The 26,652-nt window shown below is 72.6% G+C and carries 29 protein-coding genes; 15 read left to right on the plus strand and 14 right to left on the minus strand.

All coding sequences use genetic code 11. The features are described 5' to 3' along the window. Window positions 1-257: 257 nt before the first annotated feature. Window positions 258-800 carry a hypothetical protein gene (locus ACQEV1_RS13900; RefSeq protein WP_433394149.1) on the minus strand — a complete coding sequence of 181 codons (543 nt, stop codon included), beginning with the start codon at window positions 798-800 and terminating at the stop codon, window positions 258-260. Window positions 801-1,180: 380 nt separating this feature from the next. Between ACQEV1_RS13900 and ACQEV1_RS13905 the strand changes: the two genes are divergently transcribed. Continuing rightward, the gene (locus ACQEV1_RS13905) at window positions 1,181-2,119 is read left to right on the plus strand and encodes a GlxA family transcriptional regulator (protein WP_433394151.1); all 939 of its coding nucleotides are present in this window, start codon (window positions 1,181-1,183) and stop codon (window positions 2,117-2,119) included. Window positions 2,120-2,125: 6 nt separating this feature from the next. On the opposite strand, the gene ACQEV1_RS13910 is transcribed toward ACQEV1_RS13905, so the two are convergent. Continuing rightward, complete coding sequence (locus ACQEV1_RS13910; protein ID WP_433394153.1) at window positions 2,126-3,151, minus strand: serpin family protein; 1,026 nt, start codon at window positions 3,149-3,151, stop codon at window positions 2,126-2,128. Between the two features lie 31 nt (window positions 3,152-3,182). Continuing rightward, complete coding sequence (locus tag ACQEV1_RS13915; RefSeq protein ID WP_433394155.1) at window positions 3,183-4,070, minus strand: glutathione S-transferase family protein; 888 nt, start codon at window positions 4,068-4,070, stop codon at window positions 3,183-3,185. Between the two features lie 121 nt (window positions 4,071-4,191). Here ACQEV1_RS13915 and ACQEV1_RS13920 point away from each other — a divergent pair, with 121 nt between their 5' ends. The 3 genes from ACQEV1_RS13920 to ACQEV1_RS13930 all read left to right on the plus strand — a co-directional run bounded on the left by ACQEV1_RS13920 (window position 4,192) and on the right by ACQEV1_RS13930 (window position 6,750). Then, window positions 4,192-4,875: a DedA family protein gene (locus ACQEV1_RS13920; protein ID WP_285618291.1), complete on the plus strand. Its 684-nt coding sequence runs from the start codon at window positions 4,192-4,194 to the stop codon at window positions 4,873-4,875. A 175-nt stretch (window positions 4,876-5,050) separates the two neighbouring features. Then, the gene (locus tag ACQEV1_RS13925) at window positions 5,051-5,950 is read left to right on the plus strand and encodes an SDR family oxidoreductase (protein ID WP_433394158.1); all 900 of its coding nucleotides are present in this window, start codon (window positions 5,051-5,053) and stop codon (window positions 5,948-5,950) included. Next, the gene (locus ACQEV1_RS13930; RefSeq protein ID WP_433394160.1) at window positions 5,947-6,750 is read left to right on the plus strand and encodes an enoyl-CoA hydratase/isomerase family protein; all 804 of its coding nucleotides are present in this window, start codon (window positions 5,947-5,949) and stop codon (window positions 6,748-6,750) included. Before ACQEV1_RS13925 ends, ACQEV1_RS13930 begins: the two co-directional genes overlap by 4 nt. A gap of 86 nt (window positions 6,751-6,836) precedes the next feature. On the opposite strand, the gene ACQEV1_RS13935 is transcribed toward ACQEV1_RS13930, so the two are convergent. Beyond that, on the minus strand, window positions 6,837-7,499 hold the full coding sequence (locus ACQEV1_RS13935) for a cupin domain-containing protein (protein WP_285618286.1): 663 nt from the start codon (window positions 7,497-7,499) through the stop codon (window positions 6,837-6,839). Between the two features lie 156 nt (window positions 7,500-7,655). Between ACQEV1_RS13935 and ACQEV1_RS13940 the strand changes: the two genes are divergently transcribed. The 4 genes from ACQEV1_RS13940 (at window position 7,656) to ACQEV1_RS13955 (ending at window position 12,999) form a co-directional block, all read left to right on the plus strand. Beyond that, on the plus strand, window positions 7,656-8,252 hold the full coding sequence (locus ACQEV1_RS13940) for a DUF1707 SHOCT-like domain-containing protein (protein ID WP_433394162.1): 597 nt from the start codon (window positions 7,656-7,658) through the stop codon (window positions 8,250-8,252). 101 nt (window positions 8,253-8,353) lie between these two features. Further along, entirely contained in the window at window positions 8,354-9,130 is a 777-nt protein-coding gene (locus ACQEV1_RS13945; RefSeq protein ID WP_433394164.1) for a L,D-transpeptidase family protein, read from the plus strand. Window positions 9,131-9,137: 7 nt separating this feature from the next. Continuing rightward, window positions 9,138-10,121, plus strand: coding sequence for an LLM class flavin-dependent oxidoreductase (locus ACQEV1_RS13950; RefSeq protein ID WP_285618283.1), 984 nt, complete (start codon window positions 9,138-9,140; stop codon window positions 10,119-10,121). A 94-nt stretch (window positions 10,122-10,215) separates the two neighbouring features. Beyond that, window positions 10,216-12,999: a hypothetical protein gene (locus ACQEV1_RS13955; protein ID WP_433394166.1), complete on the plus strand. Its 2,784-nt coding sequence runs from the start codon at window positions 10,216-10,218 to the stop codon at window positions 12,997-12,999. A gap of 70 nt (window positions 13,000-13,069) precedes the next feature. Here the strand turns inward: ACQEV1_RS13955 and ACQEV1_RS13960 are convergent, their stop codons facing one another. Both ACQEV1_RS13960 and ACQEV1_RS13965 read right to left on the minus strand, forming a co-directional pair. Next, on the minus strand, window positions 13,070-13,246 hold the full coding sequence (locus ACQEV1_RS13960; protein ID WP_285570203.1) for a hypothetical protein: 177 nt from the start codon (window positions 13,244-13,246) through the stop codon (window positions 13,070-13,072). An 84-nt stretch (window positions 13,247-13,330) separates the two neighbouring features. Continuing rightward, window positions 13,331-13,741, minus strand: coding sequence for a MerR family transcriptional regulator (locus tag ACQEV1_RS13965; protein WP_433394169.1), 411 nt, complete (start codon window positions 13,739-13,741; stop codon window positions 13,331-13,333). Window positions 13,742-13,803: 62 nt separating this feature from the next. Here ACQEV1_RS13965 and ACQEV1_RS13970 point away from each other — a divergent pair, with 62 nt between their 5' ends. Continuing rightward, entirely contained in the window at window positions 13,804-14,511 is a 708-nt protein-coding gene (locus ACQEV1_RS13970; protein ID WP_285618279.1) for an SDR family oxidoreductase, read from the plus strand. A 230-nt stretch (window positions 14,512-14,741) separates the two neighbouring features. Here ACQEV1_RS13970 and ACQEV1_RS13975 read toward each other — a convergent pair whose 3' ends face one another. From ACQEV1_RS13975 to ACQEV1_RS14000, 6 genes are all read right to left on the minus strand, one after another. Further along, a complete protein-coding gene (locus ACQEV1_RS13975; protein WP_285618278.1) occupies window positions 14,742-15,827 on the minus strand; it encodes a Zn-dependent alcohol dehydrogenase in 1,086 nt (361 codons plus the stop codon). A gap of 67 nt (window positions 15,828-15,894) precedes the next feature. Continuing rightward, window positions 15,895-16,089: a ferredoxin gene (locus ACQEV1_RS13980; RefSeq protein ID WP_285618277.1), complete on the minus strand. Its 195-nt coding sequence runs from the start codon at window positions 16,087-16,089 to the stop codon at window positions 15,895-15,897. A 15-nt stretch (window positions 16,090-16,104) separates the two neighbouring features. Next, entirely contained in the window at window positions 16,105-16,533 is a 429-nt protein-coding gene (locus tag ACQEV1_RS13985; protein WP_285618276.1) for a pyridoxamine 5'-phosphate oxidase family protein, read from the minus strand. 69 nt (window positions 16,534-16,602) lie between these two features. After that, a complete protein-coding gene (locus tag ACQEV1_RS13990; RefSeq protein ID WP_433394172.1) occupies window positions 16,603-17,496 on the minus strand; it encodes a ribokinase in 894 nt (297 codons plus the stop codon). Beyond that, the gene (locus tag ACQEV1_RS13995) at window positions 17,493-18,500 is read right to left on the minus strand and encodes a LacI family DNA-binding transcriptional regulator (protein ID WP_433394174.1); all 1,008 of its coding nucleotides are present in this window, start codon (window positions 18,498-18,500) and stop codon (window positions 17,493-17,495) included. The genes ACQEV1_RS13990 and ACQEV1_RS13995 overlap by 4 nt, the downstream gene beginning before the upstream one ends. 92 nt (window positions 18,501-18,592) lie before the next feature. Continuing rightward, entirely contained in the window at window positions 18,593-19,462 is an 870-nt protein-coding gene (locus ACQEV1_RS14000; protein WP_433394176.1) for an alpha/beta hydrolase family esterase, read from the minus strand. Between the two features lie 91 nt (window positions 19,463-19,553). Between ACQEV1_RS14000 and ACQEV1_RS14005 the strand changes: the two genes are divergently transcribed. The 5 genes from ACQEV1_RS14005 (at window position 19,554) to ACQEV1_RS14025 (ending at window position 24,392) form a co-directional block, all read left to right on the plus strand. Further along, window positions 19,554-20,171 (plus strand): class I SAM-dependent methyltransferase, encoded by a 618-nt coding sequence (locus ACQEV1_RS14005; protein ID WP_285618893.1) that lies wholly within the window; start codon window positions 19,554-19,556, stop codon window positions 20,169-20,171. A gap of 102 nt (window positions 20,172-20,273) precedes the next feature. Beyond that, window positions 20,274-20,993, plus strand: coding sequence for a GntR family transcriptional regulator (locus ACQEV1_RS14010; RefSeq protein WP_433394178.1), 720 nt, complete (start codon window positions 20,274-20,276; stop codon window positions 20,991-20,993). Then, window positions 20,990-21,982: an ADP-ribosylglycohydrolase family protein gene (locus tag ACQEV1_RS14015; RefSeq protein WP_433394180.1), complete on the plus strand. Its 993-nt coding sequence runs from the start codon at window positions 20,990-20,992 to the stop codon at window positions 21,980-21,982. The genes ACQEV1_RS14010 and ACQEV1_RS14015 overlap by 4 nt, the downstream gene beginning before the upstream one ends. 32 nt (window positions 21,983-22,014) lie before the next feature. Further along, on the plus strand, window positions 22,015-23,466 hold the full coding sequence (locus ACQEV1_RS14020) for a purine-cytosine permease family protein (RefSeq protein ID WP_285618265.1): 1,452 nt from the start codon (window positions 22,015-22,017) through the stop codon (window positions 23,464-23,466). Next, window positions 23,463-24,392 (plus strand): PfkB family carbohydrate kinase, encoded by a 930-nt coding sequence (locus ACQEV1_RS14025; protein ID WP_285618263.1) that lies wholly within the window; start codon window positions 23,463-23,465, stop codon window positions 24,390-24,392. The genes ACQEV1_RS14020 and ACQEV1_RS14025 overlap by 4 nt, the downstream gene beginning before the upstream one ends. 4 nt (window positions 24,393-24,396) lie before the next feature. Here ACQEV1_RS14025 and ACQEV1_RS14030 read toward each other — a convergent pair whose 3' ends face one another. Both ACQEV1_RS14030 and ACQEV1_RS14035 read right to left on the minus strand, forming a co-directional pair. Next, window positions 24,397-24,948: an NADAR family protein gene (locus ACQEV1_RS14030; RefSeq protein WP_285618261.1), complete on the minus strand. Its 552-nt coding sequence runs from the start codon at window positions 24,946-24,948 to the stop codon at window positions 24,397-24,399. A 55-nt stretch (window positions 24,949-25,003) separates the two neighbouring features. Next, window positions 25,004-25,885, minus strand: a complete 882-nt coding sequence (locus tag ACQEV1_RS14035) for a hypothetical protein (protein ID WP_433394183.1) — start codon at window positions 25,883-25,885, stop codon at window positions 25,004-25,006. A gap of 185 nt (window positions 25,886-26,070) precedes the next feature. On the opposite strand from ACQEV1_RS14035, the gene ACQEV1_RS14040 reads away from it, so the two are divergent. Next, window positions 26,071-26,649 (plus strand): Uma2 family endonuclease, encoded by a 579-nt coding sequence (locus tag ACQEV1_RS14040; RefSeq protein WP_285570166.1) that lies wholly within the window; start codon window positions 26,071-26,073, stop codon window positions 26,647-26,649. Window positions 26,650-26,652 lie beyond the last annotated feature (3 nt).

Raw genomic sequence — 26,652 nt, forward strand, 5'->3', positions numbered from 1 at the left:
ACAAGGCTACTCGTCCGTGACCGTCCGCGATGCAAGGCTCGAGGTTCTCACGATGTGGACAGGCCACGTCCATGCACAGCGCTCCCGCGGATAGGGATATTCCGCGCTAATTCGGGCGGCGATAAAGGTGTTCGCTGAGGGGCTCGATGGCCCTGTTCTTTTGGGCGAACGCCGTTCAGCGGCCCGGATCGTCCGCCCGCGGCTCCGCGGGCCCTCCGCCGGAGGGCGCCCGCGTGGCCGTACGGTGGTGACGCAGATCACGTGCCGGTGCTGGACCCGGGCCTGACGATCATCAGGATGGTGACCGCCGCCCACAGGAGATTGAACATCCCGGTGTACATGGCGAGCCGCGCCGGGCCGTTCCCGGTGATCGTGCCGCCGAGGAGTGCCCGCTGGCGGGGCAGGACGAGCAGCGCGAGCACGGCGGCGGCGAGCGCCGTGAGGACGATGGAGACGATCACCCAGGCGTCGCCCGTGACGTGCATGGCGCTGGCGGTGGCGAACCCGAACACCGGCACGGCCACCCCCGCGACCGCGTACACGCGGCAGATCCGGTGCAGGAGCCGCGCGCCGGCCATCGCCGACCCGTCGTAGCCGGCGGACCGCGCGTCCCCTTGGGCGGACTCGGCACGGGTGCCCGGGACGGCGGCGGACCGGAGGGCGGGTTGGGTGGCGGCCTCAAGAGAGGAGCCGGCGGCCGCGCGGCGGATCGCGGCGGGGAACATGCTGGCGGCCACGGCCACCGGGCCGACCGCGAGAACGGCGGCCAGGACATGGACGATGAGAAGGATCTTGCTCACGGATCAGGTGCCCTCACGTGGGGAAACGGTGACGATCGCCCCCGGCGTACGGCGGCGCGGGGACGACGCTACGGACCGGCCTCGGATATCGACAGTGGCGTAATTGCCAGCCTCCACCAGATTCTCGCCACACGGACGCCGATGCGCGGTGGTGCGGGCGCCACGCCTGGTCGGCGTGGGCGCTGTCAGGCGGGGCCGCCGCGGCATGACCCCGAGCGGGAGGGTGTGGGTATCGCCACGGTGCCATGTGGGCGCGGCCGCCGTGCGGCGCGAGCCCCCTCGTGACCAGGCGCGGGTAACGCACGGCCCGTGGATACGGTGCCGATACCCGCCGGTGACTCGTGGTTGGCGGGAAACCGGTGGTGGCGTACGTTGTCGCCATGCACACGATCGCGGTGCTCGCGCTCGACGGGGTGATCGGGTTCGATCTCACCACGCCGCTGGAGGCCTTCGGGCGTACGCGGTTGCCCGATGGGCGGTCGCCCTACCGTCTGCGGGTGTGCGCGCTCTCCGAGGAGGTCGACGCCGGGGCGTTCACGATCCGCGCGCCGTACGGTCTGGAGGCGCTGGACGAGGCGGACACGATCATCGTGCCGGGGGTCGCCGCGCCGGGTACGCCGCCGCCTCCCGAGGTGATCGCCGGGCTTCGCCGCGCGGCCGAGGCGGGTACGCGGATCGCGTCGATCTGTGCCGGTGCCTTCGTTCTCGCCGCGGCCGGGCTGCTGGACGGGCGGCGCGCCACCACGCACTGGGTCGCCGCCGAGTTCCTCGCCGCGCGGTACCCGGCCGTGGAGGTCGATCCGGACGTGCTGTACGTGCACGACGGGCAGATCCTGACCTCCGCGGGCGCCGCGGCAGGTCTCGACCTGTGCCTGTACATGATCCGGTGTGACCACGGCTCGGCCGTCGCGGCCGACGCGGCGCGGCTGTCGGTGATGGCGCTGGAGCGGGAGGGCGGGCAGGCGCAGTTCATCGTGCACGAGCAGCCGCCCACGCCGCGTGGCTCGCTGATGGAGCCGGTGCTGCGCTGGATGGAGGACAACTCCGCCCGCGACCTGACCCTCGACGAGATCGCCGCCCACGCCGGGATGAGCACCCGTACGCTCAACCGGCGCTTCCGCGAGCAGACCGGCACGACGCCGCTGCAGTGGCTGCACCGGGCCCGGATCCGGCGGGCGCAGCACCTCCTGGAGACCACGACGCACCCGGTGGACCGCATCGCCGCGCAGGTCGGGTTCGGCTCGCCGACCGCCTTCCGCGACCGGTTCAAGCGGGTGGCGGGGCTCAGCCCGAACGCCTACCGCCGGGCGTTCCGGTGAGGCCGGTCAGGGTTCGGTGACGCGGGCGAGGAAGTAGACGGCTCCGGTGGCCGGATGGCGTACGACCACGAGGAACGGCCGGTCGACGCGGAACTCCACGGGACGGCTGATGTCCATGCCCGCCGGCACCATCACGGCCGCGGTGGCCGCCGCGCCCTCCAGCCCCTGCTCGTCCACCTCCAGCACGGCCTTGTGCTCGATCCTGTCGATCCGTACGGGTGCGGGTGTCATGCCGGAGAAGTCGGCGTCGTCGGTGAAGGCGGTCCGTACGCCCAGGGCGCCGAGCGGCTCGCTCAGGCTCGCCCGGCTCTCGACCCGGAACCTCGGCAGGGCCAGCTCGACCTTGACCGACCGCGCCGCGTCGTACAGCGAGCGGAGCGACTCCGGCGCCGGCGGGCCGTCCTCGGGCCCGAGCAGCACGTCCGCGACCACGCCGCCCCCGGCCGCGAGCGTGACCATCCGCCAGCCGCCGGCCTCGGCGTACGGCATGCGGCCGGTGCGGCGCATCGTCGGCACCCGCCGCCGTCCGCCGGGACCGTGGAAGGGCGCCGGGACCGTGTCCCTGCGTGAGAACGGGATCCGCCAGACGGCCTTGAGGTACAGCGCGTTGACGATCACCGCGCTCGTGCCGGGGTCGACGGCACCGGCCGGCAGCAGGTCCTGGATGAGCTCGCGTGTCGTCTTGGCGACCTCCGCGTTGATGGCCCGGCGGGCGGCCTCGGGGTCGCCGGCGAAGTCGGCGCTGTGCAGTGCCGCGCCGGTCGCGCGCTCGTACTCCTCCTCGACGGGCAGGCCCTCGCGCAGCCACAGCGTGTCGGCCACCGCGATCTCGGCGTCGTCGCCGAGCGCCGCGGCCTCCGCGAGGCCCAGGCCGTCCGGGGGCCCGCCCAGGGCGCCGGCCAGCTCGTCGTAGGTCCGGCCGTGCGCGCCGGTGGCGGCGAGCGCCAGCGCCGACGCGACGGAGTAGGGGGACCAGACCAGGCCGCCCGCGGAGTCGAGCCGCCGGTTCAGGCGGAGTGCGAACTCGTCCATTCCTCGACCGTACTCCGGCGAGGTCCAACGATCAGGTCCATGAGATCGCCGGGCCCTTGGGCACGATGCCGTACGGGTTCAGGTGCCGGTGGGTCTCGTAGTAGTGCCGCTTGATGTGGTCGAAGTCGGTGGTCTCTCCGAACGCGGGAATGGCGTGGAGCCGGCGGGCGTACGCCCACAGGCGCGGATAGTCGACGATCCGCCGCAGGTTGCACTTGAAGTGCGTGTGGTAGACCGCGTCGAAGCGGGCCAGCGTCGGGTACAGGCGCACGTCGGCCTCGGTCAGCCGGTCGCCGACCAGGTGGTCGTGGCCGTCGAGGCGGGCCTCCAGGCGGTCGAGAGCGGCGAACAGCGCGTCGAACGCCTCTTCGTACGCCTCCTGGGTCTGCGCCATGCCGGCCTTGTAGACGCCGTTGTTGACGTTGTGGAAGACGTCGTCGTTCACCTCGTCGATCTCGGCGCGCAGCTCCTCCGGGTACAGCTCGGGCGCGCCGGGCCGGTGGAACGGCGCGAACGCCGACTCGAGCGTCAGCGTGATCTGGGGATAGTCGTTGGTGACGAGCCGCCCGCTCACGGTGTCCCAGACGCACGGCACGGTGTGCCGCCCGTCGTACGACGGGTCGGTGGCGGTGTAGAGCTCGGCCAGGAACCGCGCGCCGGTCACGGGGTCGCGGCCGTCCGGCGACAGCGTGAAACGCCAGCCGCGTTCGTCGCGGATCGGGTCGACGATGGTGACTCCGATCACGTCCTCCAGCCCGAGCAGCCTGCGGACGATGAGGGCGCGGTGCGCCCAGGGGCAGGCCAGCGAGGCGTAGAGTTGGTAGCGGCCGGTCTCGGCGGGAAACTCATCGCTGCCGATGCGGTCGGTGAACCGGTTGGACTGCCGCACGAACCGGCCGTTCTTCAGCTCAGGGCTCATGATGTTCGCCATGTAATCCCTCCGGTTGACGGGGATCTGCGACCTTAGAGCGATCCGCCGGTGCCGACCTGCTCATACGATAATCCTCATGGAGACGCCGGAAACGGGACACTGATCGCCCGTGGGTCATATCACTGACGCTCTGCTGCACCTGCACGGCCCGGTCATCTACGGGGTGGTCGCCGCGCTCGTGTTCGCCGAGGCCGCCCTGTTCTTCGGGTTCGTCTTCCCGGGGGAGACCGCGATCGTCATCGCCGGGGTGCTCGCCAGCCAGCACCGGGTATCGCTGCCCATACTGCTCGTCGTGATCGTGCTCGCCGCCGTCGTGGGCGACTCGGTGGGGTACGAGATCGGGCGCAAGTTCGGCGACCGGCTGCTCGACACGCGCCCGTTGCGAAAACACCGCGACCGGCTCGGCACCGCACAGGACCTCCTGCGCCGGCGCGGCGCCTTCGCCGTCTTCATCGGCCGCTTCACCGCCCTCCTGCGCGCGATCATGCCCGCGCTCGCGGGGAGCGCGCGGATGCCGTACGGCCGGTTCCTGGTCTTCAACGCCCTGGGGGGCATCACCTGGGGCATCGGCTTCACGATCGGCGGCTACCTGGCCGGAACGGCGTTCGAGCAGGTCGCCCAGTGGGCCGGCCGGGTCCTCGCGGTCGTGGTCGCGGTGATCGTCGTGATCGCGGTCGGCGTCTGGCTGTACCGCCGCCACAAGAAGGAGGCGGAGGAGACGGAGACCACCCCGGAGCCGGTGTCCGTCCCCGACCTGCGCGAGGACCTCCGCGAACACCACCACGACGACTGACCCGGAGCGGCGAGCCGACGAGCGAGCGGAGCGGCCGGTGAGGGACGAGCCGTCCGTGGAGTGAGTGAGGAGGCGAGCGCGACCGGCGAACCCGCGCGGTTGCCGCCTGGACCACCCGAGTGGGATTCGGTTTGATACACACGGAGTGGTAACGCGTCGCGAGGAGGATGTGGACATGGCGGAACTGCGGTTCGACGGACGGGTGGCGATCGTCACCGGAGCCGGGCAGGGGCTCGGCCGGCAGCACGCGCTCGAGCTGGCCGCGCGGGGCGCGAAGGTCGTCGTCAACGACCTCGGCGGCTCGCTCCACGGCAGCGGCTCCTCCGCCGGCCCGGCGGCCGCCGTGGTCGAGGAGATCAAGAAGAACGGCGGCGAGGCGGTCGCGAACACCGACAACGTCGCCACCCCCGAGGGCGCGGAGGCGATCGTACGGACCGCGCTCGACGCGTTCGGCAAGATCGACATCGTCGTCAACAACGCCGGCATCCTGCGGGACAAGTCCTTCAAGAACATGGCGCCGGAGGAGTTCGACCAGGTCATCGCCGTGCACCTGCGCGGGTCGTTCCTCGTCACGCACGCCGCGTGGCCGCACCTGCGCGAGCAGGCGTACGGCCGCGTGGTCATGACCACCTCGCCCGCCGGGCTGTTCGGCAACTTCGGGCAGGCCAACTACTCCTCGGCCAAGATGGGCCTCGTCGGGCTGACCAAGACGCTGGCGGCCGAGGGCGCCAAGTACAACATCAAGGTCAACGCGATCGCCCCGATCGCCTGGACCCGCATGACCGAGGAGCTGGTCCCGCCGGACTACAAGGAGAAGCTGAGCGTCGAGCTCGTCACCCCGGTCGTGGCCTGGCTCGCGCACGAGACCAACGAGGCGACCGGCGAGACGTACAGCGTGGGCGGCGGCCGGGTGGCCCGCGTCTTCGTGGCCGAGGGGCCGGGCTTCACCAAGCAGGGCGGGCTCAGCGTCGAGGACGTGCGCGACAACTGGCAGCAGATCAACGAGGTGGAGCCGTACCTGCTCGCCAAGGACATCGGCGAGCAGACCATGGCCGTCTTCAACGCGATCAAATGAGCCCGATCACGTTCGAGCGGCGGGACGGGCTGGCGCTGATCACCCTGTCCCGCCCCGAGCGGCTCAACGCCGTCACGCCGGCGATGGTCGAGGAGCTCCTCGCGATCCTCGACCGGCTGGCCACCGACGCCGAGACGCGCGTGGTGGTGCTCACCGGCGCCGGACGGGCCTTCACCGCCGGCATGGACGTCCGGGGCGACGGTCTCGGCTCCGCCGAGGACGGCGGGGAGGGCCGGGTCGCGCGGGTCTACCGGGGCATGGCGCGCAGCGGCGAGCTCATCCTCCGGCTGCGCGACATCCCGCAGCCGGTGATCGCCGCGCTGCACGGCCCGGTCGCCGGCATGGGCATGTCCGTTGCCCTGGCCTGCGACCTGCGGGTCGCCGACCCGACGGCGACGTTCATCGCGCCGTTCCTCAAACTCGGCTTCTCCGCGGGCGACCTCGGGCTCACCTGGCTGCTGCCCCGGCTGATCGGGGCCTCACGGGCCGCGGAGATCTTCTACCGGGCCCGCGCGGTCACCGCCACGGAGGCTCACGACCTCGGCCTGCTGGCCACGCTGGCGGATGAGGGCGCGGACCTCGACGCCGCCCTGGAACTCGCCACTGACCTGCTGAAACGCTCGCCGTTCGGGCTCCGTCACACCAAGGAGCTGCTCAACCTGTCCCTCGACGCCTCGGGCCTACGCGGCCATCTCGCGGTGGAGAACCGTACCCAGACCATGGCCTTCCTCACCGAGGACCTCGCCGAGGGACTCGCCGCCACGATGGAGAAACGCGAACCCCGTTTCCGCAACCGCTGAACCACCCGCCCCAGCCTGAACGACCCGAAGTTCTCGGCGGTACGGAGGTCTCAACGAGGCGGTGTCGGCGGCTCCGACGGTGGTTTTCAGACGCTGAAGTCGGCCGGGTCGAAGCCGGGGGAGACGACGCAGCTCACCAGTACCTCCTGGCCGGCCGCCGGGCGGGCGGACTGCCACACGCCGGCCGGGACCAGGGCCTGTGGTACCTGGCCGTTCTCCAGGTCCGGGCCCAGCAGGACGGTGTTCTCCTCGGTCGGCGCGTCGCCGCGTGTCGTCAGTTCCAGTGGGCCGCCGCGGTGCCACAGCCACAGCTCGTCGGAGCGTACGACGTGCCACATCGACTCGTCGCCGGCGCCGAGCAGGAAGTAGATGCCGGTCGCGGTGTTGCGTTCACCGCCGTGCGCCTGGAGGCGGGTCGAGGTGCGCCACGTCTCACGGAACCAGCCGCCCTCCGGATGTGGCAGCAGGTCCAGCGCGTCGGCCACCGGGGGGCGGGCGTGGAAGCCGGTCACCCGGCCGCTCGGGTCGCGCCGGGCGTACCGTACCTCCTCGACCGTGGCCCGGTTGACCGCGCCGGGCAGCGGCACGCGAGAGAAGGGGACGGCCAGCGCGATCACCTGGCCGTCGGGGAAGGCGTCGTTGGCCAGGGCGACCGCGTCCTCCTCGGGGGAGTAGGCGGCGGACTCGTCGCGGAACGGTTGATCCGGGTCGGCGCGCCAGGCGTCGAGCGTCGTGAGTAGCAGTAGCACACGGCCAAACCTAACCGCCCGCGTGGTCCTCGCCGGGCGCGCGCGCCCGGCGAGTCGCCCGTTCAAGAGAGTCACCCGCCCCGGCGAGGTCTCGCCTTTAGAGAGAAACGTGGTTTAAGATACATCTCGTTTTGCGGCCTGAAGGGGGATTCATCGATGGAGCCGTACCGCGAGGCCAGCTCGCCGAACATGCGCGCCTCCGACCAGGAGCGGGACGCGACCGTGCAGCGGCTGCAGGTCGCGTTCGCCGAGGGCCGGCTGGCCGACGTGGAGTTCGACGAGCGCATGCGTGCCGCGCTGGCCGCGCGCACCCACGGCGACCTCGACGTGCTGCTCACCGACCTGCCGGCCGCCACCGCGCCGTCCGTGCCGGCCGTGTCGTCTCCGGCCGCGACGGTGCCCGGCCGGATGCCCAAGCCGGGCCGCCATGCGGTCGCGTACAAGAACAGCGTGCGGTACGCCGGCCGGTGGCGGGTGCCGGGCACCTTCCGGGCGCTCATCTACAAGGGCAGCGGGGTGATCGACCTGCGGGCCGCCGAGCTCACCGAGCCGGTCACGGTGATTCACGCGATCGCCTACAAGTCCGACATCGAGATCGTCGTGCCGCCGGGCATCCGCGTCGAGGTGAACGGCTTCGGCGTCACCCGCGACGAGGACTGGACCGGTGACCTGCCCGCCGACGCGCCGATCGTGCACGTGCGCGCGGTCGCCTACAAGGGGCTCGTCGAGACCCGCACGATGCCCCGCCGCTGACACCGCCCACGCGTCAAGGGACGGGCGGGCATGAGTAAAGCGCGCATGAGCGGGGACCCCCGGAAAGGACGATTCCTCTCGACTCCTGGGAGTGAAAGCCGATGCGCATCCGCTTGAGCGCGGTCGTCCTCACCGGGGCCGGCTCGGCGTTCCTGCTGGCCCCGGCGCTCACCGGTCAGGCCGCCCCCGGCTCGACCGCCCCCGAGACAGCCCCGAAGGCCGCCGTCCCCGCGCAGAACACGTCCGTACAGAACACGCCCGCGCGGAGCGCCCCAGCCGCCCCCAGGCTCCGCACGGGCGCCCACGGCGCCGAGGTGAAGGCGCTCCAGCAGCGTCTCGAGGAGCTCGGGTACGACCCCGGCGCCGCCGACGGTGAGTGGGGGTCGGCGACGAGTTACGCCGTCTGGGCGTTCCAGAAGGTCAACCACATCAAGCCCACGTCGCGGACGAGCAGGAGGTTCTGGAGCGCGCTCGCGGCGCCGCGGACGCCCAAGCCGCTCGTGCCGCGCGGCGCCGCCGACCGCGCCGAGGTCGACGTCAAGCACCAGCTCCTCTACGTCTACAAGGACGGCCGTCTCGTCCTGACGAGCCACATCTCGTCCGGGTCGGAGCAGTACTACTCCTCGCAGGGGCACACCGGGTACGCGCACACGCCGCGCGGGAACTTCCGGGTGTACCGCAAGGCCTCCGGCTGGGAGACCTCGCCGCTGGGCACGCTCTACAAGGCCGACTACTTCGACGGCGGGTACGCCATCCACGGTGAGCCGTCGGTGCCGCTGCGGCCGGCGTCCCACGGCTGCGTACGGGTGCCGATGAGCACGTCGACGATCGTGGCGAAGCTGCTGCCGATCGGCACGCGCGTCTACGTCCGCGGCTGACCCGCCGATGCGGATCGGGCTCTTCCTGGCGGCCGCGCAGTTCCCCGGCCAGTCACACGCCGAGGTGCTCGCCCGTACGGTCGAGGCGGCCGTCGAGGCCGAGCGGGCCGGGTTCGACGGCGTCTGGTTCGCCGAGCACCACTTCATGTCCTACGGCGTCTGCCCTTCGGCGGTGACACTCGCCGCGTACGTCCTGGGCCGTACGAGCCGGATCGCGGTCGGCACCGCGGTCAGCGTGCTGTCCAACCAGCACCCGGTCGCGCTCGCCGAGCAGGCCGCGCTGCTCGACCAGGTGGGCCGGGGACGGTTCCGGCTCGGGGTCGGGCGCGGCGGTCCGTGGGTGGACCTGGAGGTGTTCGGCACAGGGCTGGCACGGTACGAGTCCGGCTTCGCGGAAAGCCTGGATCTGCTGCTCGCCGCGCTGACCGAGGAGCGGGTCACGGGCACCGCGACCTTCCCGTTCCGTGAGGTGCCCGTCGTGCCGCGCCCGCTCACCGGGCCGCCCGTCGTCGTGGCCTGCACCTCCGCCGCGACGGCGGAGGTGGCCGCGCGGCGCGGGTTGCCGATGCTGCTCGGCATGCACGCCGGCGACGAGGACAAGCGCGCCATGGTGGAGCACTACGCCCGGTACGGCCCGCCGAACCCCGGTCACGTGGCGGCCGGCGTCGCCCATGTCGCGGACACGCGGGCCGAGGCGCAGCGGGTGCTGCGGACGGCGATGCCGCGCTGGCTCGGGCCGGGCCTGGCCGGATACGTCCCGGTCGACGACCGGCCGCGCCGGCCCCGCGATCCGGAGGAGTACGCCGCGCTGCTGTGCCGGATCCATCCGGTCGGCACCGCCGACGACTGTGTCGCGACGCTGACGGCGACCGCGGAGCGTACGGGCGTCGACCACTTCGTCCTCATGGTCGACGGCACCGGTGATCCGGCCTTGACCAGGGAGAACATTCGCCGTCTGGGCGCGGAGGTGCTGCCCCGGCTCCGCGGGTGATCGCGCATCCGAACGGACCGGCCGGAAATGGGCGCCGGACATGATCCCTTACCGGCCGCATCGCGTGCCGAAGCAGGGTTTGATGGTCCTCTGCATGAGACGTTTCAACGAGAGGGTCAGCGTGAGCACGACCGGCAACGGCGCTTCCTCCCCTGGGGACTTCTTCGGCGGCGGTGCCGCCTCGGAGCGATCCGGGCCGGCCGCGGGACCGCCGCCGAGCGCCCGGAGCGAGCGCCGCCGGCTCACCGAACGGCTGGCCGAGGCCGCCGACGCCCTTGAGACCTCCCGCCTCCGCGGCATGCCGAACACCTCGCCCTGGCAGCGGTCGAACGCCGTGTGGCACCGCGCGGGCATCGACTGGAGCCGCGTCGAGGCCAAGCCGCGGCCGTCCCGCCCGGCGGCGAGCGCCGCCGCGCCTCCCGCGCCTCCCGCGCCGCCGCGCTACCCGGCGCCGGTGCCGCAGCCCCAGCCGCAGCCCCAACCCCAGGCGCAACCGCAGCCGCGCCCGCCGGCCGAGCCGGCCGCTCCGGGTGCGGGCGACGCCGCGTCCGCCGACGCGGAGCCGTGGGCGTCCTCCAAGCGGCCCCGGCGCCTTCCGTCCGTCGAGGGCCTTCCGCTGCGGGCGATCGCCGTCGGCGTCGTGGCCGTTCTGGTCGTCGGCGGCGGGGCGTACCTGCTGTTCGGCCGGGGCGGCGACGCGAAGAAGAAGGACGCCGGCACTCCCGCGGTCGCGGCCGACCGGCTGTTCGCGCTCGACCCCGCGGCGGCCACGGGCGGCCGGGTGCACACGCTCGACGGCGTGGCGTCCGGCGGCACCACGACCGTCGCGTTCGGCTCCGAGCAGGGCGGTGTCTACTCGCGGGCGCAGTTCCTGACCTCGGGCGACGCCGGACGCACGTGGAAGCTGGCGAAGGTGCGCGCGGCGGACGGCGGCGACCCGCCCCAGGGGGAGTACCCCGGGCTGCTCGCCGGCGGCAACGGCAAGTGGGCGGCGCTGGGCGCCACCCATGATGGCGTCGTCGAGTGGACGAGCGCCGACGCGGGCACCTGGACCCGCCGGCCGCCGTCCGGCGCCTTCGGCCCCGGCGACCAGGTCAGGCGGCTGGCCCGTACGACGTCGGGGTTCGTCGCCGTGGGCACCGCCACGGTCAAGGACGGGACGCAGGGCGTCATCTGGACCTCCGCCGACGGCGTCACGTGGACGCGGCTCGGCGGCGACCGGTTCCAGCCGCCGTCCGGCGGCACCGTCGTGAGCCTGTCGGACGTCGCGGCGCACGGCGACGTCGTCGTGGCGCGCGGCCGGGCGCGCACCACCAAGACCGTCACCCGCCGGGTCAGGGGCAAGCGGCGCAAGGTCCACAGCACCGCGCAGAGCGAGGCGTTCTGGCGGTCGCCCGACGGCGGGCGCACCTGGGCGCGGTTCGCCGTCCCGCGGGGGCAGGGCTCCTCCGGTGACGCGGTGGGCGTCGTGGCCACCCAGACCGGTTTCTTCGCCGTGCGTGAGGCCTCGCGCAAGACCGGCCGCAGAGGGAAGAGGAAGACCACCGCGTACGGCGCCTTCTTCAGCTCCGCGGACGGCACCAACTGGGCGGCGGCCGGCACTCTCGCGTTCACCGGGTACTCCCGGATCGGCCTGGTGCGCGGCACCGACAACGGCCTGACCGTCCTCACGCCGCTCAAGGGCGGGAAGACCGCCGTCATGACCAGCGGCGACGCCAAGACGTGGCGGCACGTGGGCGACCTGGCGGGCGGCCGTACGCTCACCGGCGCCGCGCTCACCCCCCAGGGGCCGGTCGTGTCCGGGCGGAGCGACGACGGCAGCGCGTACCTGACGATGGCGGGCGCGGGCGACGTCAACCTCCCCGCGATCCCCGACGCGGTGCACCCGGAGCGCACGGTCGACGGTGTCGTGGCCGACGCGGGCCGGGTCGTCGCGGTCGGCAGCACGAACGGCCGCGCCGCGCTGTGGACCTCTTCCGACGCCGCCACGTGGACGCGCGCCAAGCTCCCGGCGTCCAAGGACACCGGTCAGCAGCGGCTCGTCGACGCGGTGCACGGCGGGCCGGGCTGGCTCGCCGTCGGCGGCACCGGCTCCCATTCGCTGGTGCTGACGTCGGGCGACACCGTCACCTGGCAGCCGGTGGCGGGCGAGCGGTTCGGCGGCGACCTGGTGCCGTCCGCGGCGGCGGCGAGCGGTTCGGCGTACGTGGTCGTCGGCACCCAGGGCGGCACGAGCGCCGCCGTGTGGACCTCGTCGGACCTGAAGAGCTGGACCCACGCCGCGGGCGCGGGCAAGGCGGACCTGACCGGCGGCCGGGACGCGCCGAAGTGGATGAGCGACGTGGCCGCCGGGCCGAACGGCTTCGTGGCGGTCGGCGGCCAGACGAAGAACAAGGTGTCGCAGCCCGCGCTGTGGACCTCACCGGACGGCCGGCGGTGGACCCTGTCCTCGGCGGCGCCCGCGCTGCCCACCGGCACCACGCAGGGCTCGCTGACGAAGGTGGTGGCGCGGGGCGGAGTGCTCGTGGCCACCGGCGTGGCCGGGGCGTACGCCTTCGCGTCGGTCTCCGCCGACGGCGGGCGCACCTGGCAGCCGTCGGCGCTGCCCGGCGCCGCGCCGGGCACCCGCATCACCGCCGCCACCGCCACCTCGCGCGGTTTCGTGCTCGCCGGCACGGCCGGTTCGGACGTCGCGACGTGGTCCTCGGCGGACGGCCGGACCTGGCGCGCGACGCGGCCGCACGGCCTGGGTCTGGACGGACCGGGTGTCCAGGAGCTCGACGGCCTGACGGTCGTCGGGACGAACCTCCTGGCGGTCGGCTTCACCGGTGACCACCGCACCGACGGGCCCACCCTCTGGCGAACCCCGATGCCCTGAAATCGCCCCGGGAAATGGCTTCGCGGTCGCATTCCGTATCGGAGCGACCGCGAAGCAGGGGGACATCGGATCAGTGGACGTGGAGATTCACCCCGAGAAGGACGAGGAACCACAGGAAAACCGCGAGCAGCGCGCTGAACACCCGCTTCAGCAGGCCGAGCGTGATGTAGTCGTGGTCCCAGGCCACGAAGATGCCAATCAATATATAGATCAGGCCGACAAAGCTGATTCCGCCCCGTATCCGCATCGGGACCTCCTTGGCTTGGCTGGAACGCTCGCCAGATTCCCGATGAGTGGCATTCAAAACTTTTGCCCGATAAGACCGCTGCGGTCAGCGCCGCGGAGGTGACGTGTGCGAGGCGGCGATGTCCGCGCTCGCCGAGCACGTCGCCGGAGAGTTCTCGTACTCGGCGGCGAGACGGATCAGCTCTTCGAGTCGGTCGTGCGCCTTGGTCAGGGCGTCGATCCGGACCCGGATACGGGCACGCTCGTCCGTGAGCCGGCGTGTCATCTGCGGGGTCGCGACGAGGGTGTCCAGGAACGGCAGGATCTGCAGGATCGCCTTACTGGTCAGACCGGCCGCGTAGAGGAGCTGGATGAACTTCACCCGCTCAACGACGGACTCGGGGTACTGCCGGTGGCCGCTGGGGCTGCGGTCGGCGAGGACGAGCCCCTGCTCTTCGTAGTACCTCAGCGCGCGGACGCTGACTCCAGCGCGTTCGGCCACCTTTCCGATACGCATGGCACTCCTCGCGCAGTCCGGACTTGAACCTCACGTTGACGTGAGGTTCTAGCGTACGCCTCATGAACATTCACGGAGCGACTGCGCTCGTCACCGGAGCCAACCGCGGCATCGGCCGCCACCTCGCCGCCCAGCTCGTCGAGCGAGGCGCGAAGGTCTACGCGACCGCCCGTCGTCCCGAGTCCATCGATCTCGACGGCGTCGAGGTCCTCGGCCTGGACATCTCCGACCCGGACTCCGTCGCGGCCGCGGCTCGCCTGGCAGGCGACGTGAACCTGCTGGTCAACAATGCCGGTATCGGAGGCGGCGCCCTGCTCGGCGACCTGCAGGCGGTCCGCGCCGCGCTGGACGTGAACTTCTGGGGCACGCTGTCGATGGCCCGTGCCTTCGCGCCGGTTCTCGCGGCGAATGGCGGGGGCGCGATCGTGAACATCGCCTCTTCGGCGTCCTGGTTCGTCTTCCCCGGCAGCAGCGCCTACGCGGTCTCGAAGGCGGCCGTCTGGAGCATGAGTAAAGCGCTGCGCCAGGAACTGGCCGGTCAGGGGACGCTCGTCACCTCGGTGCATCTCGGGGCGGCCGACACCGACATGATGAAGGGCTACGACGTGCCCAAGATGGACCCGGCCGATGTCGCCCGTATCACCCTCGACGGTGTCGAGGCCGACGCGTTCGAGGTGGTCGTCGACGAGTTCACCGAAATGGTCAAGGCGTCGCTGAGCAAAGACCCGCGGGAGTTCGACAAGCAGTTCCACCAGTTCCTGAATGCCTGACCGCGGCCCACGGCCGGCTCTTTGTAGCGCCGGTCCCGTTCGGAACGATGTAACAGGCAGGTCATCGCATGCGGATGGCCGGGCGTTCCCGGTGCGGAGCGCCCGTCAGGACGAGACACCCGGTCGCGTGTTCGCGGGCGGACCGGGTGTCGCGAGAGGGCGGCCGACGGCTCGGCAGCGCACGCCGGCCGCCCTTCTCGTGTCCGTCGCCGGCCGCCCCCGCTCGGTCGTCAGTCGAACAGCACGACCTGGCGGATCGCGTCGCCGCGTTCGAGCGTCGCGATCGCGTCGTTGAGGTCCTCGAAACGGATCCGCCGCGTGATGAGGCTCTCCAGGTCGAGCCGCCCCGCCCGCCACAGGTCCACGAACCGCGGCACGTCGCGGCGCAGGTCGGAGCCGCCGTACAGCGACGACCGGAGGTTCTTGCCGTCGAAGAGCAGCTCGAACGCGTTGAACCGCACGTTGTCGTCGGCCGCGCCGGCGCCGACCACGATGACGTCGCCGCCGCGCCGGGCCAGCTGCCAGGCGGCGCGGATCGTGGTGCTCCGGCCCACCACCTCGAAGGCGTAGTCGAAGCCCTGCCCGCCGGTGAGGAGGTTCCGCACTTCGTCCGCCCCGTCCGGCGTGGCGGTGTGCGTCGCGCCGAACCTCTTGGCGATCTCGTGTTTGGACTCCAGCGGGTCGATCGCGAGGATGGACGCCGCACCCGCCGCTCTGGCGCCCTGGATGACCGAGAGGCCGACGCCGCCGCAGCCGACGACCGCGACCGCCGTGCCGGGCCGTACCCGGGCGGTGTTGATCACCGCGCCCACCCCGGTGGAGATGCCGCAGCCGAGCAGCGCGGCGTACTCGTACGGCACGTCGTCGGCGACCTTGATGCAGGCCTCCCACGGCACCACCATCTCCTCGGCCCAGGTGCCGCAGCCGGCCATGCCGTACGCCGGTGTGTCGTCGCCCAGGCGGAACCGCGGCTTGGTGTAGCCCTCGATGATGTACTTCACGCACAGGAAGGGCCGCCCGGCGACGCAGTCGGGGCACAGGCCGCAGGCCGGGGTCCAGCTGATGACGACGTGGTCGCCGGGCGCGACGTTCGTGACGTGCTCGCCGACCTCGACGACCTCGCCGGCCGCCTCGTGGCCGACCACCGCCGGATAGTTGTTCGGCAGGGTGCCGCTCAGGATCGACAGGTCGGAGTGGCAGACCCCGGTCGCCCTGATCCTGACCTTCACCTCGGCGGGGTCCGGGCCGACCGTCGTCGCGTCGTCGCGAAGCTCGACCTCTTTGACACCGGGGCCTTGGATCACCGCGGCTCGCACCTGACACACCTCCAGGACGGGGGCCGGCCCCGGAGGCCGGCCGGATATGGGGGTTGGGGAATGTCCGTCAGTCCTCGTCGAGGGTCAGCGCGGCCTTGGGGCAGGAGCGTACGGCGTGCCGGACACGGTCGGCGAGCTCGGCCGGGGGCGACGGCTGCGCGATGTGCAGCTCGTCGTCGTCATCGAGGTCGAAGACCTCGGGGACGAGCCCGACGCACACGCCGTTGGCCTCGCAGACCAGCGGGTCCACCCGTACTTGCATGAAGCTGTTCCCCCTTCATGTGAGCTTGCGATGGTCCCAGGAGGCGGCACCGGTCGGCTCGACGATGTAGGCGTGGCGTTTGGCCGCGGTCTGATCCACGACCGAGGCGATCGCGTCGTCGTCCGTGAGGCCCATCATTCTGCGAACCACTTGGGAGCCAACATACCGAACGTCGTTCGGCTCTGTCAGGGTCCGCACGGTGCCGGACAGCATCAGCCCGCGCAGCTCGAAGTAGTCCGTGCCCGCCTCGATCAGGCACGTGACGCGGGGATCCCGCGCGAGGTTGTGCGCCTTGCGCGACTTGCGGTACGTCCAGAACGCGATCTTGCCCTCCACCAGCCCGGAGAACATCGTCACCAGGTGCGGAGTGCCGTCACGGTTGATCGTGGCGAGCTGGAACTTGGGGTTCTCCTCGATGAACGCCGTGACCTCGTCGTCCGTCATGGCGATACGAGAGCGCTGACTCACGCCGAGAAGTAGAACACGTTTCAGTCAGCCGCATCAAGGCCGCGCCTACAGCTCTTCCAGGGTCGGGAACGAACTCTGCGCGCCCTCCCCGCGCACGGCCGCGGCGCCGACACGGGCCGCGAACCGGGCCGCGGTGGCCAGGTCGTCGCCCTGGGCGAGGCGCAGGCACAGCGCGCCCGTGAACGCGTCGCCCGCGCCGGTGGTATCCACCACGTCCACCTTCGGGCTGGGCACCTCGGTGACGCCGCGCGCGTCGGCGACGACGGCGCCGTCCGCGCCGCGCGTGATGACGACGGACCGCGCGCCCCGGGCGAGCAGGCCGGCCGGCCGCGCGTCGCCCAGGAACTCCGCCTCGTGCTCGTTGACGACGAGCGGGTCGCAGAGCGCGATCAGCTCGTCCGGCACGTCGGCGGCCGGCGACAGGTTGAACACCACCCGCGCGCCCTCCTCGGCCGCCGTACGGGCGGCGGCCACGACCGCGTCGAGGGGGATCTCCAGTTGCAGCGACACCACGGCGGCCTCCGCGAACAGCGATCGCGCGGCGGCGACGTCCTGCTCGGTCACCTTCGCGTTCGCGCCCGGCGAGACGATGATGCTGTTGTCGCCCGACGGGTCGACGGTGATCAGGGCCACGCCGTTCGCGCCCGGAGTGGTGATCAGGTGCCCGGTGTCCACGCCGTCGCCCCGGAGCGTCTCCCGTACGAAGTCACCGTGGCCGTCGGTGCCCGCGCGGCCGAGGAACGCGACCCGGCCGCCCAGCCGCGCGGCGGCGACCGCCTGGTTGGCGCCCTTGCCACCGGGATGGGTCACCAGGTCCGAGCCGAGCACGGTCTCGCCGGCGCCCGGGCGCCGCTCGACGCGGACCACGAGATCCGCGTTGACCGACCCGGCGACCACGACGTCGTACGCCCGCCCCCGTCCGCTGAGGCCCTCGGTCATCGCTGTGTCCTTCCCGTCTCTCCGCAGGAGCGGCGTTTCACGAGGCGCGCCGGGAGCACGACCGGTTCCACCGGCCGGCCCTCGGCGCGCTCCAGCAGTGCGCGTACCGCCCGCCGCCCGAGTTCTTCGGCGGGCTGGGCGATCGCGGTGATCGGCGGGTCCACGTGGACGAACCAGCCGACGTCGTCGAAGGAGGCGAGCGCCACGTCGTCCGGGATCCGCAGCCCGCGCGCCCGGATCTCGTCGAGGGCGCCCAGCGTCATGAGGTTGTCGCCCGCGAAGATCACCTCGGGCGGTTCGGGCAGGTCGAGGAACCGGCCCGCGATGGCCCGCCCGCTCTCCGCCTGGAAGTCGCCCGCCTCCAGGTACTCCTCGCGGATCCGCAGGCCGGTCGCGCGCATCGCGTCCGCGTACGCCCGGGTGCGCTCGCGGCCCGTGGACAGCGGTTCCGGGCCGGAGATGAAGGCGATCCGGCGGTGCCCGAGCCCGTGGAGGTGCCGGATGAGCTCGCCGATGGCGGCCGTCCCGTCGACCCGTACGGAGGGCACGTCCAGGCCGGGGAGCGTGCGGTCGAGGAAGACGAGTGGGCCGCCCGCCGCGGCACAGTCACGGATCAGCGGGGTGACCTCGGCCGTCGGGCAGATGAGCAGTCCGTCGACGCGCTGTTCGAGGAGCGTGCGGACGTAGTGGTCCTGTCGCTCGGGGCGTTCGTCGGCGTTGCCGATGACGACGGTGTAGCCGGCCCGACGCGCCTCGTCCTCCACGGCTCTGGCGAGCACGGCGAAGAACGGGTTGACGATGTCGCCGACGATCAGCCCGAGCGTGTGGGTGGCCTCGGTGCGCAGCGAGCGCGCCACCGCGTTCGGCCGGTAGCGCAGCGCCTCGACGGCGGCGCTCACCTTGGCCCGCGCCTGCTCGCTGACCCGGGGACTGTCGTTCAGCACCCGGGAGACGGTGGCGACCGAGACTCCCGCGCGAGCGGCGACCTCCTTGATGCCCGCCATGCCACCTCCCTCGTGGAAACGATTACACGGCAGAATATGGAAACGATTACACGGAGGACAGAGGAGAAGCGGTGACGTCGGTCACAGGAAGGTCAGAGCCGCCGGGCGTCCGCGGAGGCGAGCAGGGGCTCGGCGAAGCGGCAGATCTCCTCGGCCGCGTCGAACTCCCGGCTGATCGGCTCTGTCCGGCCGGGCGCGCCGGGCATGCCCGGCCATGAGTGGCCGCCTCCGAACACCGTCCAGGCGACGACCTGGGTACCACCGATGCCCCCGCCGGCCATCGTGCGGCTCGAGAGCTCGGTGGTGTGTGTCTCGCCCGGTCCGGGCGGGCACCGGTCGACGGCGCGCCAGTGCTCGGCCGTCTCGCGCAGGGACAGCGTGCGGCCGCGCAGTTCCCCGCCCGGCCCGCGGCGCCGGGAGTATCCGCCGTCGATCGGTGTGATCTGGTCCGCTGTGCCGTGGATCAGCATCGCCGACACGGCGTGCGTCGGCCGGAGGTCGCTCAGGGCCGCGGGCAGCCCGCCGGCGACGGCCGCCACCACTGCCACCCGGTCGCAGGCCTCCAGTGCCAGCCGATGGGCCATGAACGCGCCATTGGAGATCCCGGCCACCACGGTCCGGTCCGGCGACGTGCCGTGGCGTTCGGCCACCCGGCTGACGACCGCGCGAAGAAAGGCGACGTCGTCCACGCCCGCCTCGTCCGCCGTCGTGACACCACGGCCGTCCGCCCAGCATCCCTGGTGACCGTCCGGGTAGGCGATCGCCCAGCCCCAGCGGTCCGCCTGCTCGTCGAAGGTGGTCCACTCGCGCATGAGTGATCCGCCCGCGTCCGGACTGTTGCCGTGCAGCACCAGCACGAGCGGCACCGGCCGGCCTGCCACCGGTGTCCGTGGCAGCCGGACCGTGAAGGTGCGCCTTCTCCCGCCGATCGTCAGCTCGCCGGCAACACCGTCATCCACCATGCGCCTACTCCCTGGACTCGGACATATGCGTCACCGACGGTATTAGAGTGCGCGCGTGGATGACGTGACAACGCGGACGAGTCTCCCGCCGATGCCCGACGACCTGCGGCGCGCCGCCGAGGAGGCCAAGGGGTTCATGCCGCCGGCCGAGGGAATCGCGCTCTATGAGACGGCGGTGGAGTACGGCGCGCGCGGCCCGATCCTGGAGGTCGGCACCTACTGCGGCAAGTCCGCGATCTACCTCGGCGCCGCCGCCCGCGCGGCCGGCTCGGTCGTGGTCACCGTCGACCACCACCACGGCTCGGAGGAGAACCAGGCCGGCTGGGAGTACCACGACGAGACCCTGGTCGACCCGGCCACGGGCCGCATGGACACGCTGCCGGTCTTCCGCCGGACGATCGTCGCGGCGGGCCTGGAGGATCGCGTCGTCGCGGTCGTCGGCACGTCGGCGACCGCCTCGGCGCTGTGGGCCAAGCCGCTCGGCATGCTGTTCGTCGACGGCGGGCACGCGGAGGACCTGGCGCAGGCCGACTACGACGGCTGGGCGCACCACGTGATGCCCGGCGGGGCGCTGGCGTTCCACGACATCTTCCCCGACCCGGCCGACGGCGGCCAGGCCCCGTACCGCGTCTACCGGCGTGCCCTGGCGACCGGCCGGTGGACCGAGCGCCGGATCGAGGGCTCCCTGCGGGTCCTCGAGCGCCGCTGACGCTCTCAGGCGGAACCGGCGAGAAACGCACTCTTGAACGAACCGCCATGTCAGGCGTACCTTTCTGAACATGTTTGAACAGGTCTCGGTGCAGGGGTGGACATGACGGACAACGTGCATGCGCTCAAACACGAGAACATCGCCCAAGCCCTCGCCCGCGAGATCCGGACGGGCAAGCTCAAGCGCGGCAGCCGCCTCCCCGGCGAGCACGCGCTCGCCGCGCGGTTCTCGGTCAGCCGTAACACGATCCGGTCCGCGCTGACCGAGCTGAGCCGGGAGGGTCTCATCTCCACCCGGTCGGGGAAGGGCTCGTTCGTCACCTTCGACGGGCGGCCGCTCGACGACCGGCTGGGCTGGGCCCGCGCCCTGGCGGCTCAGGGCGTGGCCACCGAGACCCGGACGCTGCGCCTGGAGAAGGTCGAGGATCCCGAGCTCGCCGGCCGGCTGGGCCTGGCCTCGTCCTCGTTCTTCGCCGTCGACCGCGTCCGCACCGTGACGGACGGGCCGGCGGTCTCCCTGGAGCGCAGCCGCATCCCCGCCGCAGGCGACCTGCTCGACCTGCCCGCACGCGGCCTGCTCGACGGGTCGCTGACGGCGACGCTCGCGTCCGCCGGGCTGCACGCGGACCACGGCGACGAATGGGTCACCGCCGCGCCCCTGGACGACACCGACGCCGCCGAGCTGGGACGGAGCCCCGGTGAGTGGTTCCTGCGCGCGCGGCGCGTCAGCTGGACCGCGTCCGGTGAACTGGTCGAACACGTCGAGAGCCGGCTCGACCCGCTCCGGTTCGAGCTGCACCTGCGCTTCGGGAGCACCTCGTGACCGGCGCCGAGGCCCGCGCCGCCGGAGCGCTGTACGGACTCGCGATCGGCGACGCGCTGGGCATGCCGACCCAGTCGCTGCCCCGGGAGCGGATCCGGCGGGACTTCGGCTCGCTCACCGGGTTCGAGCCCGCCGCCGCGGACCACCCGATCGCCGCGGGGATGCGCGCGGGATCGGTCACCGACGACACCGAGCAGGCCGTCCTGCTCGCCCGGCTGCTCCTCGACGGCGCCGGGCACATCGATCCGGTCGCGCTGGCGCAGGCCCTCCTGGCCTGGGAGGACGACATGCGCCGGCGCGGTTCGCTGGATCTGCTCGGCCCCTCGACCAAACGCGCCGTCGCGGCGGTCGCCGCCGGCACGCCCGTCGAGGAGGCGGGCCGCCGCGGGGACACCAACGGCGCCGCCATGCGGATCGCCCCGGTCGGCATCGCCTCCGGCGGTGAACCCGCCGCGCTCCTCGACAGCGTCGTCGAGGCCAGCCTGGTGACGCACAACACGAGCGTCGCCCTCGCCGGAGCCGCGGCGGTCGCGGCCGCCGTCAGCGCCGGGGTCGACGGAGCTGATGTGAAGGAGGCCGTCCAGCGCGCGGAGGAGGCCGCGTCCGCCGGCGTCCGCCGCGGTCACTGGATCGCCGCCGCCGACGTCGCCTCGCGCATCCGCTGGGCCGGCGAGCTGGTGGCGGGCCGCCCCGCCGAGGCCGCCGCCGCCGACATCTACCACCTGGTCGGCACCAGCGTCGCCACCCAGGAGTCCGTGCCGGCCGCGTTCGCCGTGCTGTCGGTGCACCCGGACGACCCGTGGCAGGCGTGCCTGCTCGCCGCGTCGCTCGGAGGCGACTGCGACACCATCGCGGCCATCGCGGGGGCGATCGCCGGCGCCTGCCACGGCGTCGGCTCCTTCCCCGAGGACGCCGTCACCACGATCCGTACGGTCAACCGGCTCCCCCTCGACGAGCTGGCGCGCGGCCTGCTGGCCCTGCGGGCCTGACCCCCCGACACCCCTCTGCGAAGAAGGCCCTTATGACCAGCGACAACAAGGTCGGCGCCGTCGAGACCCGCGGCATCGAGCCGGTGCCCGACGCCGAACGGCACGGCAACCCGCTCCAGCTCTTCTGGGTGTGGTTCGCCGCCAACATCTCCATCCTCGGGCTGCCCCTCGGCGCGACGCTTGTCGCGTTGCGCGGCATGAACATCTGGCAGGCCGTACTCGTCGGCGCCATCGGCTCGTTCGGGTCGTTCGCCGTCGTCGGGCTCATCAGCGTCGCGGGCAAGTGGGGCGGCGCGCCGAGCATGACCCTGTCCCGCGCGGTGTTCGGCCCGCGGGGCAACCACGGGCCGACGCTCGTGTCGTGGCTGTCGCGGGTCGGCTGGGAGGTGGTGAACACCACCACCGCCGCGTACGCCCTGCTGGCCATCCTGCACATCGCCTTCGGGGTGGGCGCGAGCTCGGTGCTCACCGTCGTCTGCCTGCTCGCCTTCGTGGCCCTCACCCTGCTCGTGTCCGGGCTGGGCCACGCCACCCTGGTGTGGATCCAGCAGCGGGCGACGTACGTCTTCGGCGTCCTCAACCTGGTCGTCGGCGGCTTCCTCGTCACGAAGGTGCACTGGCACACGGTCCTGCACGCCCCGGCCGCGCCGGCGAGCGTAATGATCGCGGGGATCGGGGTGATCGCCGGCGGAACGGGCATCGGCTGGGCGAACGCCGGCGCCGACATGGCGCGTTACCAGCCACGGAGGGTCCCCGGACACCGCATCGTGGCCGCCGCCGCAGCGGGTGCCGGCGTGCCGCTGTTGCTGCTCATCACCCTGGGCGGCCTGCTGTCGACCGGCGACCACACGCTCGCCGCCGCGTCCGACCCGGTGGCGGCGATCCAGGCCATGCTGCCGTCGTGGATGGCCATCCCGTACCTGCTCACCGCCTTCGGCGGCCTGCTGCTGTCCAACCACCTGTCGGTGTACTCCGCCGGGCTCACCATGATCACCCTGGGCATCCGGGTCCGCCGGGTGCTCGCCGTCGGCGCCGACGTGGTGCTCACGCTGGCCGGCGGGGTCTACCTGATGCTCATCGCGAAGAACTTCTACGGCCCGTTCATCACCTTCATCTCGCTGCTCGCCGTCGCGATCACCTCCTGGGTCGCGGTCTTCCTCGTGGACATGCTGACCCGCCGCGAGTACGACCCCGCCGGCCTGATGGACACCACGCGCGGCGGCGTCTACTGGCACCACGGCGGCGTGGCGTGGTCCGCCTTCGTCGCCTGGGCCGCCGGCATCGTCGCCGGGCTGCTGCTGACCGTGGCCCAGACGTCCGAGACGGACGTGTGGTTCGCCGGGCCGCTGTCGAAGACCTGGCCCGCGCGCAACGGTCTCGGCTGGCTCGTCGCCTTCGCCGTCGCCGCCGTCATCTACCTCGTCCTCCGGACCGTCACGGGGTCCCGTGAGACCCGTGCACGGGTGAGCGAGGTGGTGTCGTGAGCGGCATCGACCGGCTGGTCCACGCCGGCAACGTGGTCATCGACCTGGTCATGGAGATCCCGGCGCTGCCGCGGCCCGGCGGCGACGTGCTCGCCACCTCCAGCCAGGTGACGCCAGGCGGGGGATACAACGTCATGCTGGCGAGCGTTCGTCAGGGCCTGAAGGTCGCCTACGCGGGCGCGCACGGCAGCGGCCCGTTCGGCGACCTCGCCCGCGCCCGGCTGACCGAGGCCGGCATCGCCGTCCTCCAGGAGGCGACCCCGGACGCCGACACCGGCTTCGACGTGGCGTTCGTCGACGGCGGCGGCGAACGGACGTTCGCGACGAGCGTCGGCGCCGAGGCCGGCCTGACGTACGAGCAGCTCAGCGGCGTCCGCCTGCGCGGCGGCGACGCGATCTACCTCTCCGGGTACGGCCTGGCCTACCCGGCGAACCGGGTGGCGCTCACGCGCTGGCTCCCGACGCTGCCCGGCGACGCGACCGTGATCGTCGATCCCGGGCCGCTGGTCGCCGACATCCCCGCCGACGTGCTCCGGCCGGTGCTCGACCGCGCCGACTGGTGGAGCTGCAACCACGACGAGGCGACCGCGATGACCGGCCACGCCGACCCGGACCGCGCCGCCGCCGAGCTGGCCCGCCGGACCGGGCGCTCCGGCGTCGTGCTCCGCATGGGGCCGCGCGGCTGTGTCCTGGCCGTGCGCGACGCGCCGGCCGTGCATGTCCCCGCCTTCGACGTGACGGCGGTCGACAGCAACGGCGCCGGCGACGCGCACGTGGGCGTGTTCGTGGCGGCGCTCGGGGACGGGCTGCCGCCGGAGCGGGCGGCGCGGCGGGCCAACGCCGCGGCCGCCATCGCCGTCACCCGGCGCGGCCCCGCGACGGCCCCGGACCGCGAGGAGGTCGACCGGTTCCTCGCCGGCCGCTGACCGGTCAGGCGGCCGGCTCGCGGAGGGCGTCGCGGACGTCCATCAGGGCGAAGCCGAGCAGGTTGAGGCCGCGCCACCCGGACGGGCGCCGCGCCTCCGGCTGGTCCGCCGACAGGCCGATGCCCCACACCGTGTCGTACGGGCTGGCCTCGACCAGGACCCGGTCGCCGGTGGCGAGCAGGAAGTCCCGCAGCGCCGCGTGCCGGCCGAACTTCGCGGTGTTGGCCCGTACGACCAGGTCGTAGCGGTGCTCGGCCCAGATGTCCTCGTCGAAGCCGCGCACCCGCCGCCCGGCGCCCTTCGCCTTGCCCGGGTCGTCGGAGGCCAGCACGAGGCGCTCGGCCTCCGCGTCGTCGAACAGCCGCGCCTTGCCCGCCATCATGAAGTGCTCGGCGGTGGCGTAACGGACACCGTCGACCGTGAACGGCGCCGGGTACCACTGGCTGAGGCAGCCCTTGCCGACCCCACCGCCCGCGGGCGGCCGATGGCCCCAGAACAGCAGCGGCTCGGGCAGGGCCCCCGCCTCTTCCAGCCGCAGAAGGTCTTCGACGCGCATCTCCCGATCCTCCCGGTCCGTACGCCCGGGGCCAACCCGGTTTTCCGCGGCGGCGTCAGGAGGTCGGGCGGGCGCTGCGGGCGATCTTCTCCAGGTCGGTGGCGGACGTCGCGTCGGGCACGCCCTGGTCGGCGATCACGATCAGCACGGACACCTCGCCGCCCTTCAGCGGCACCGCGACCGCGTGCACGACTCCTCGCGGAGGGGAGCACGGCTCGTCGTCGTGCACGGTGACCGTCGCGGTGACCTCCATCGCCTGCGATCCGCCCGTGGTGAGCGGCTTCGGGGCGCGCAGCGTCACGGTCGGCGCGGAGCCGCCGGTGCCCGGGGCGTAGCCGTAGGTGGCCCACGTGCGGGCCGCGTCCTTCGCGGCGGCGGCCGGGTCGCTCTCGCCGTAGCCCGCGACGGCGGTCTGGGCCCGCCAGCTCCCGCTGTGTCCCGGGCAGTAGCCCTCCTTGTAGATCGCGACGCCGCTGCCGGCCACCTCGGGCCGTCCGTTCGGGTCCTCGAAGCCGACGATCGTGTCCGCCGACTTCACCGACCAGGTGGACGGCGGCACGTCGTAGGTCAGGCCGTGCTTGACCGCGACGACGGCGTGCCATCCCGGCACCTTCGCCCGCGCGGACGGCGGCGCGGACGGCACGTACGACGGGAGGCGCGACGCGTCGGGGGAGGGCGACGACCCGGCGATGGCACGCCTTCCGTGGCCGTCGGCCCCGGCGACGGCGAGGGCCACACCGCCACCGACCAGCAGGATCACCAGGACGACGACCACCGCCCGCACACCGGCCGGCGACCGTTCCGGCGGCAGCGGAGGCAGGAACGTCATCCCACCGGACCCGCCGAACTCCTCGTTCTCCCCGTACGGGGAGCCCCGGTCGGTCCGGCCGCGGTGACGCGACCGTCCGGAGCGCTGACCGCCGTCCCGCCAGACCATGCCGCGCACGCTACTGCAGCCGCCCCCGATTCGCGGGTTCGGCCCCGGAAGCGGTTGAACACCCGGCCTCTCAGTGCATCCAGATAATAACCGAGGGAAATTATTCGATTACTTTTCGTAATCAACTTCTGTTAGGGTTGCCGCGGATCGAGACGGCAGCACGACGGGGGTTAATCATGGTGGTTATGACCTCGTTGCCCGAGTGGCTATATCCCGGCCCGGAGAACGGGTGGACGGCTGACGATCTCGACGCTCTGCCACCGGACGCGCCCAGGCGCGTCGAGTTGATCGACGGAGCCCTCGTCTTGATGTCGCCGCAGACCAAATTTCACATGCTGGTCGTCAATCTGCTCACCGACTCGCAGGCGGGCATCCGGCCGCCGGCCGGGCTGGCCGTCGTCCGGGAGATGGCGGTGAAGCTCGGCCTGCGGCAGCGTCCCGAGCCCGACGTCATGGTGGTGAAGGACGACGCGCTCGACGACCTCGACCGCACCTACTACCTGCCCGAGGACGTACGGCTGGTCGTCGAGGTGGTGTCACCGGACTCCGAGGACCGAGACCGGTTCACCAAGCCGATCAAGTACGCCGAAGCGGGCATCCGGTTCCTGTGGCGGGTGGAGCGCGACGGGCGCCGGCCGGTCGTCTACACGTACGAGTTGGACCCCTCGATCCGCGCGTACGTGCCCACCGGCGTGCACCATGGGCGGCTGCGCACCGACATCGGGTTCGACGTCGACCTGAGCCTGGACCTCGGCCGGCTCTGAGCG

Origin of the sequence: Actinoallomurus sp. CA-142502, assembly GCF_050936355.1 — a bacterium.
GTDB classification, from domain to species: domain Bacteria; phylum Actinomycetota; class Actinomycetes; order Streptosporangiales; family Streptosporangiaceae; genus Actinoallomurus; species Actinoallomurus iriomotensis.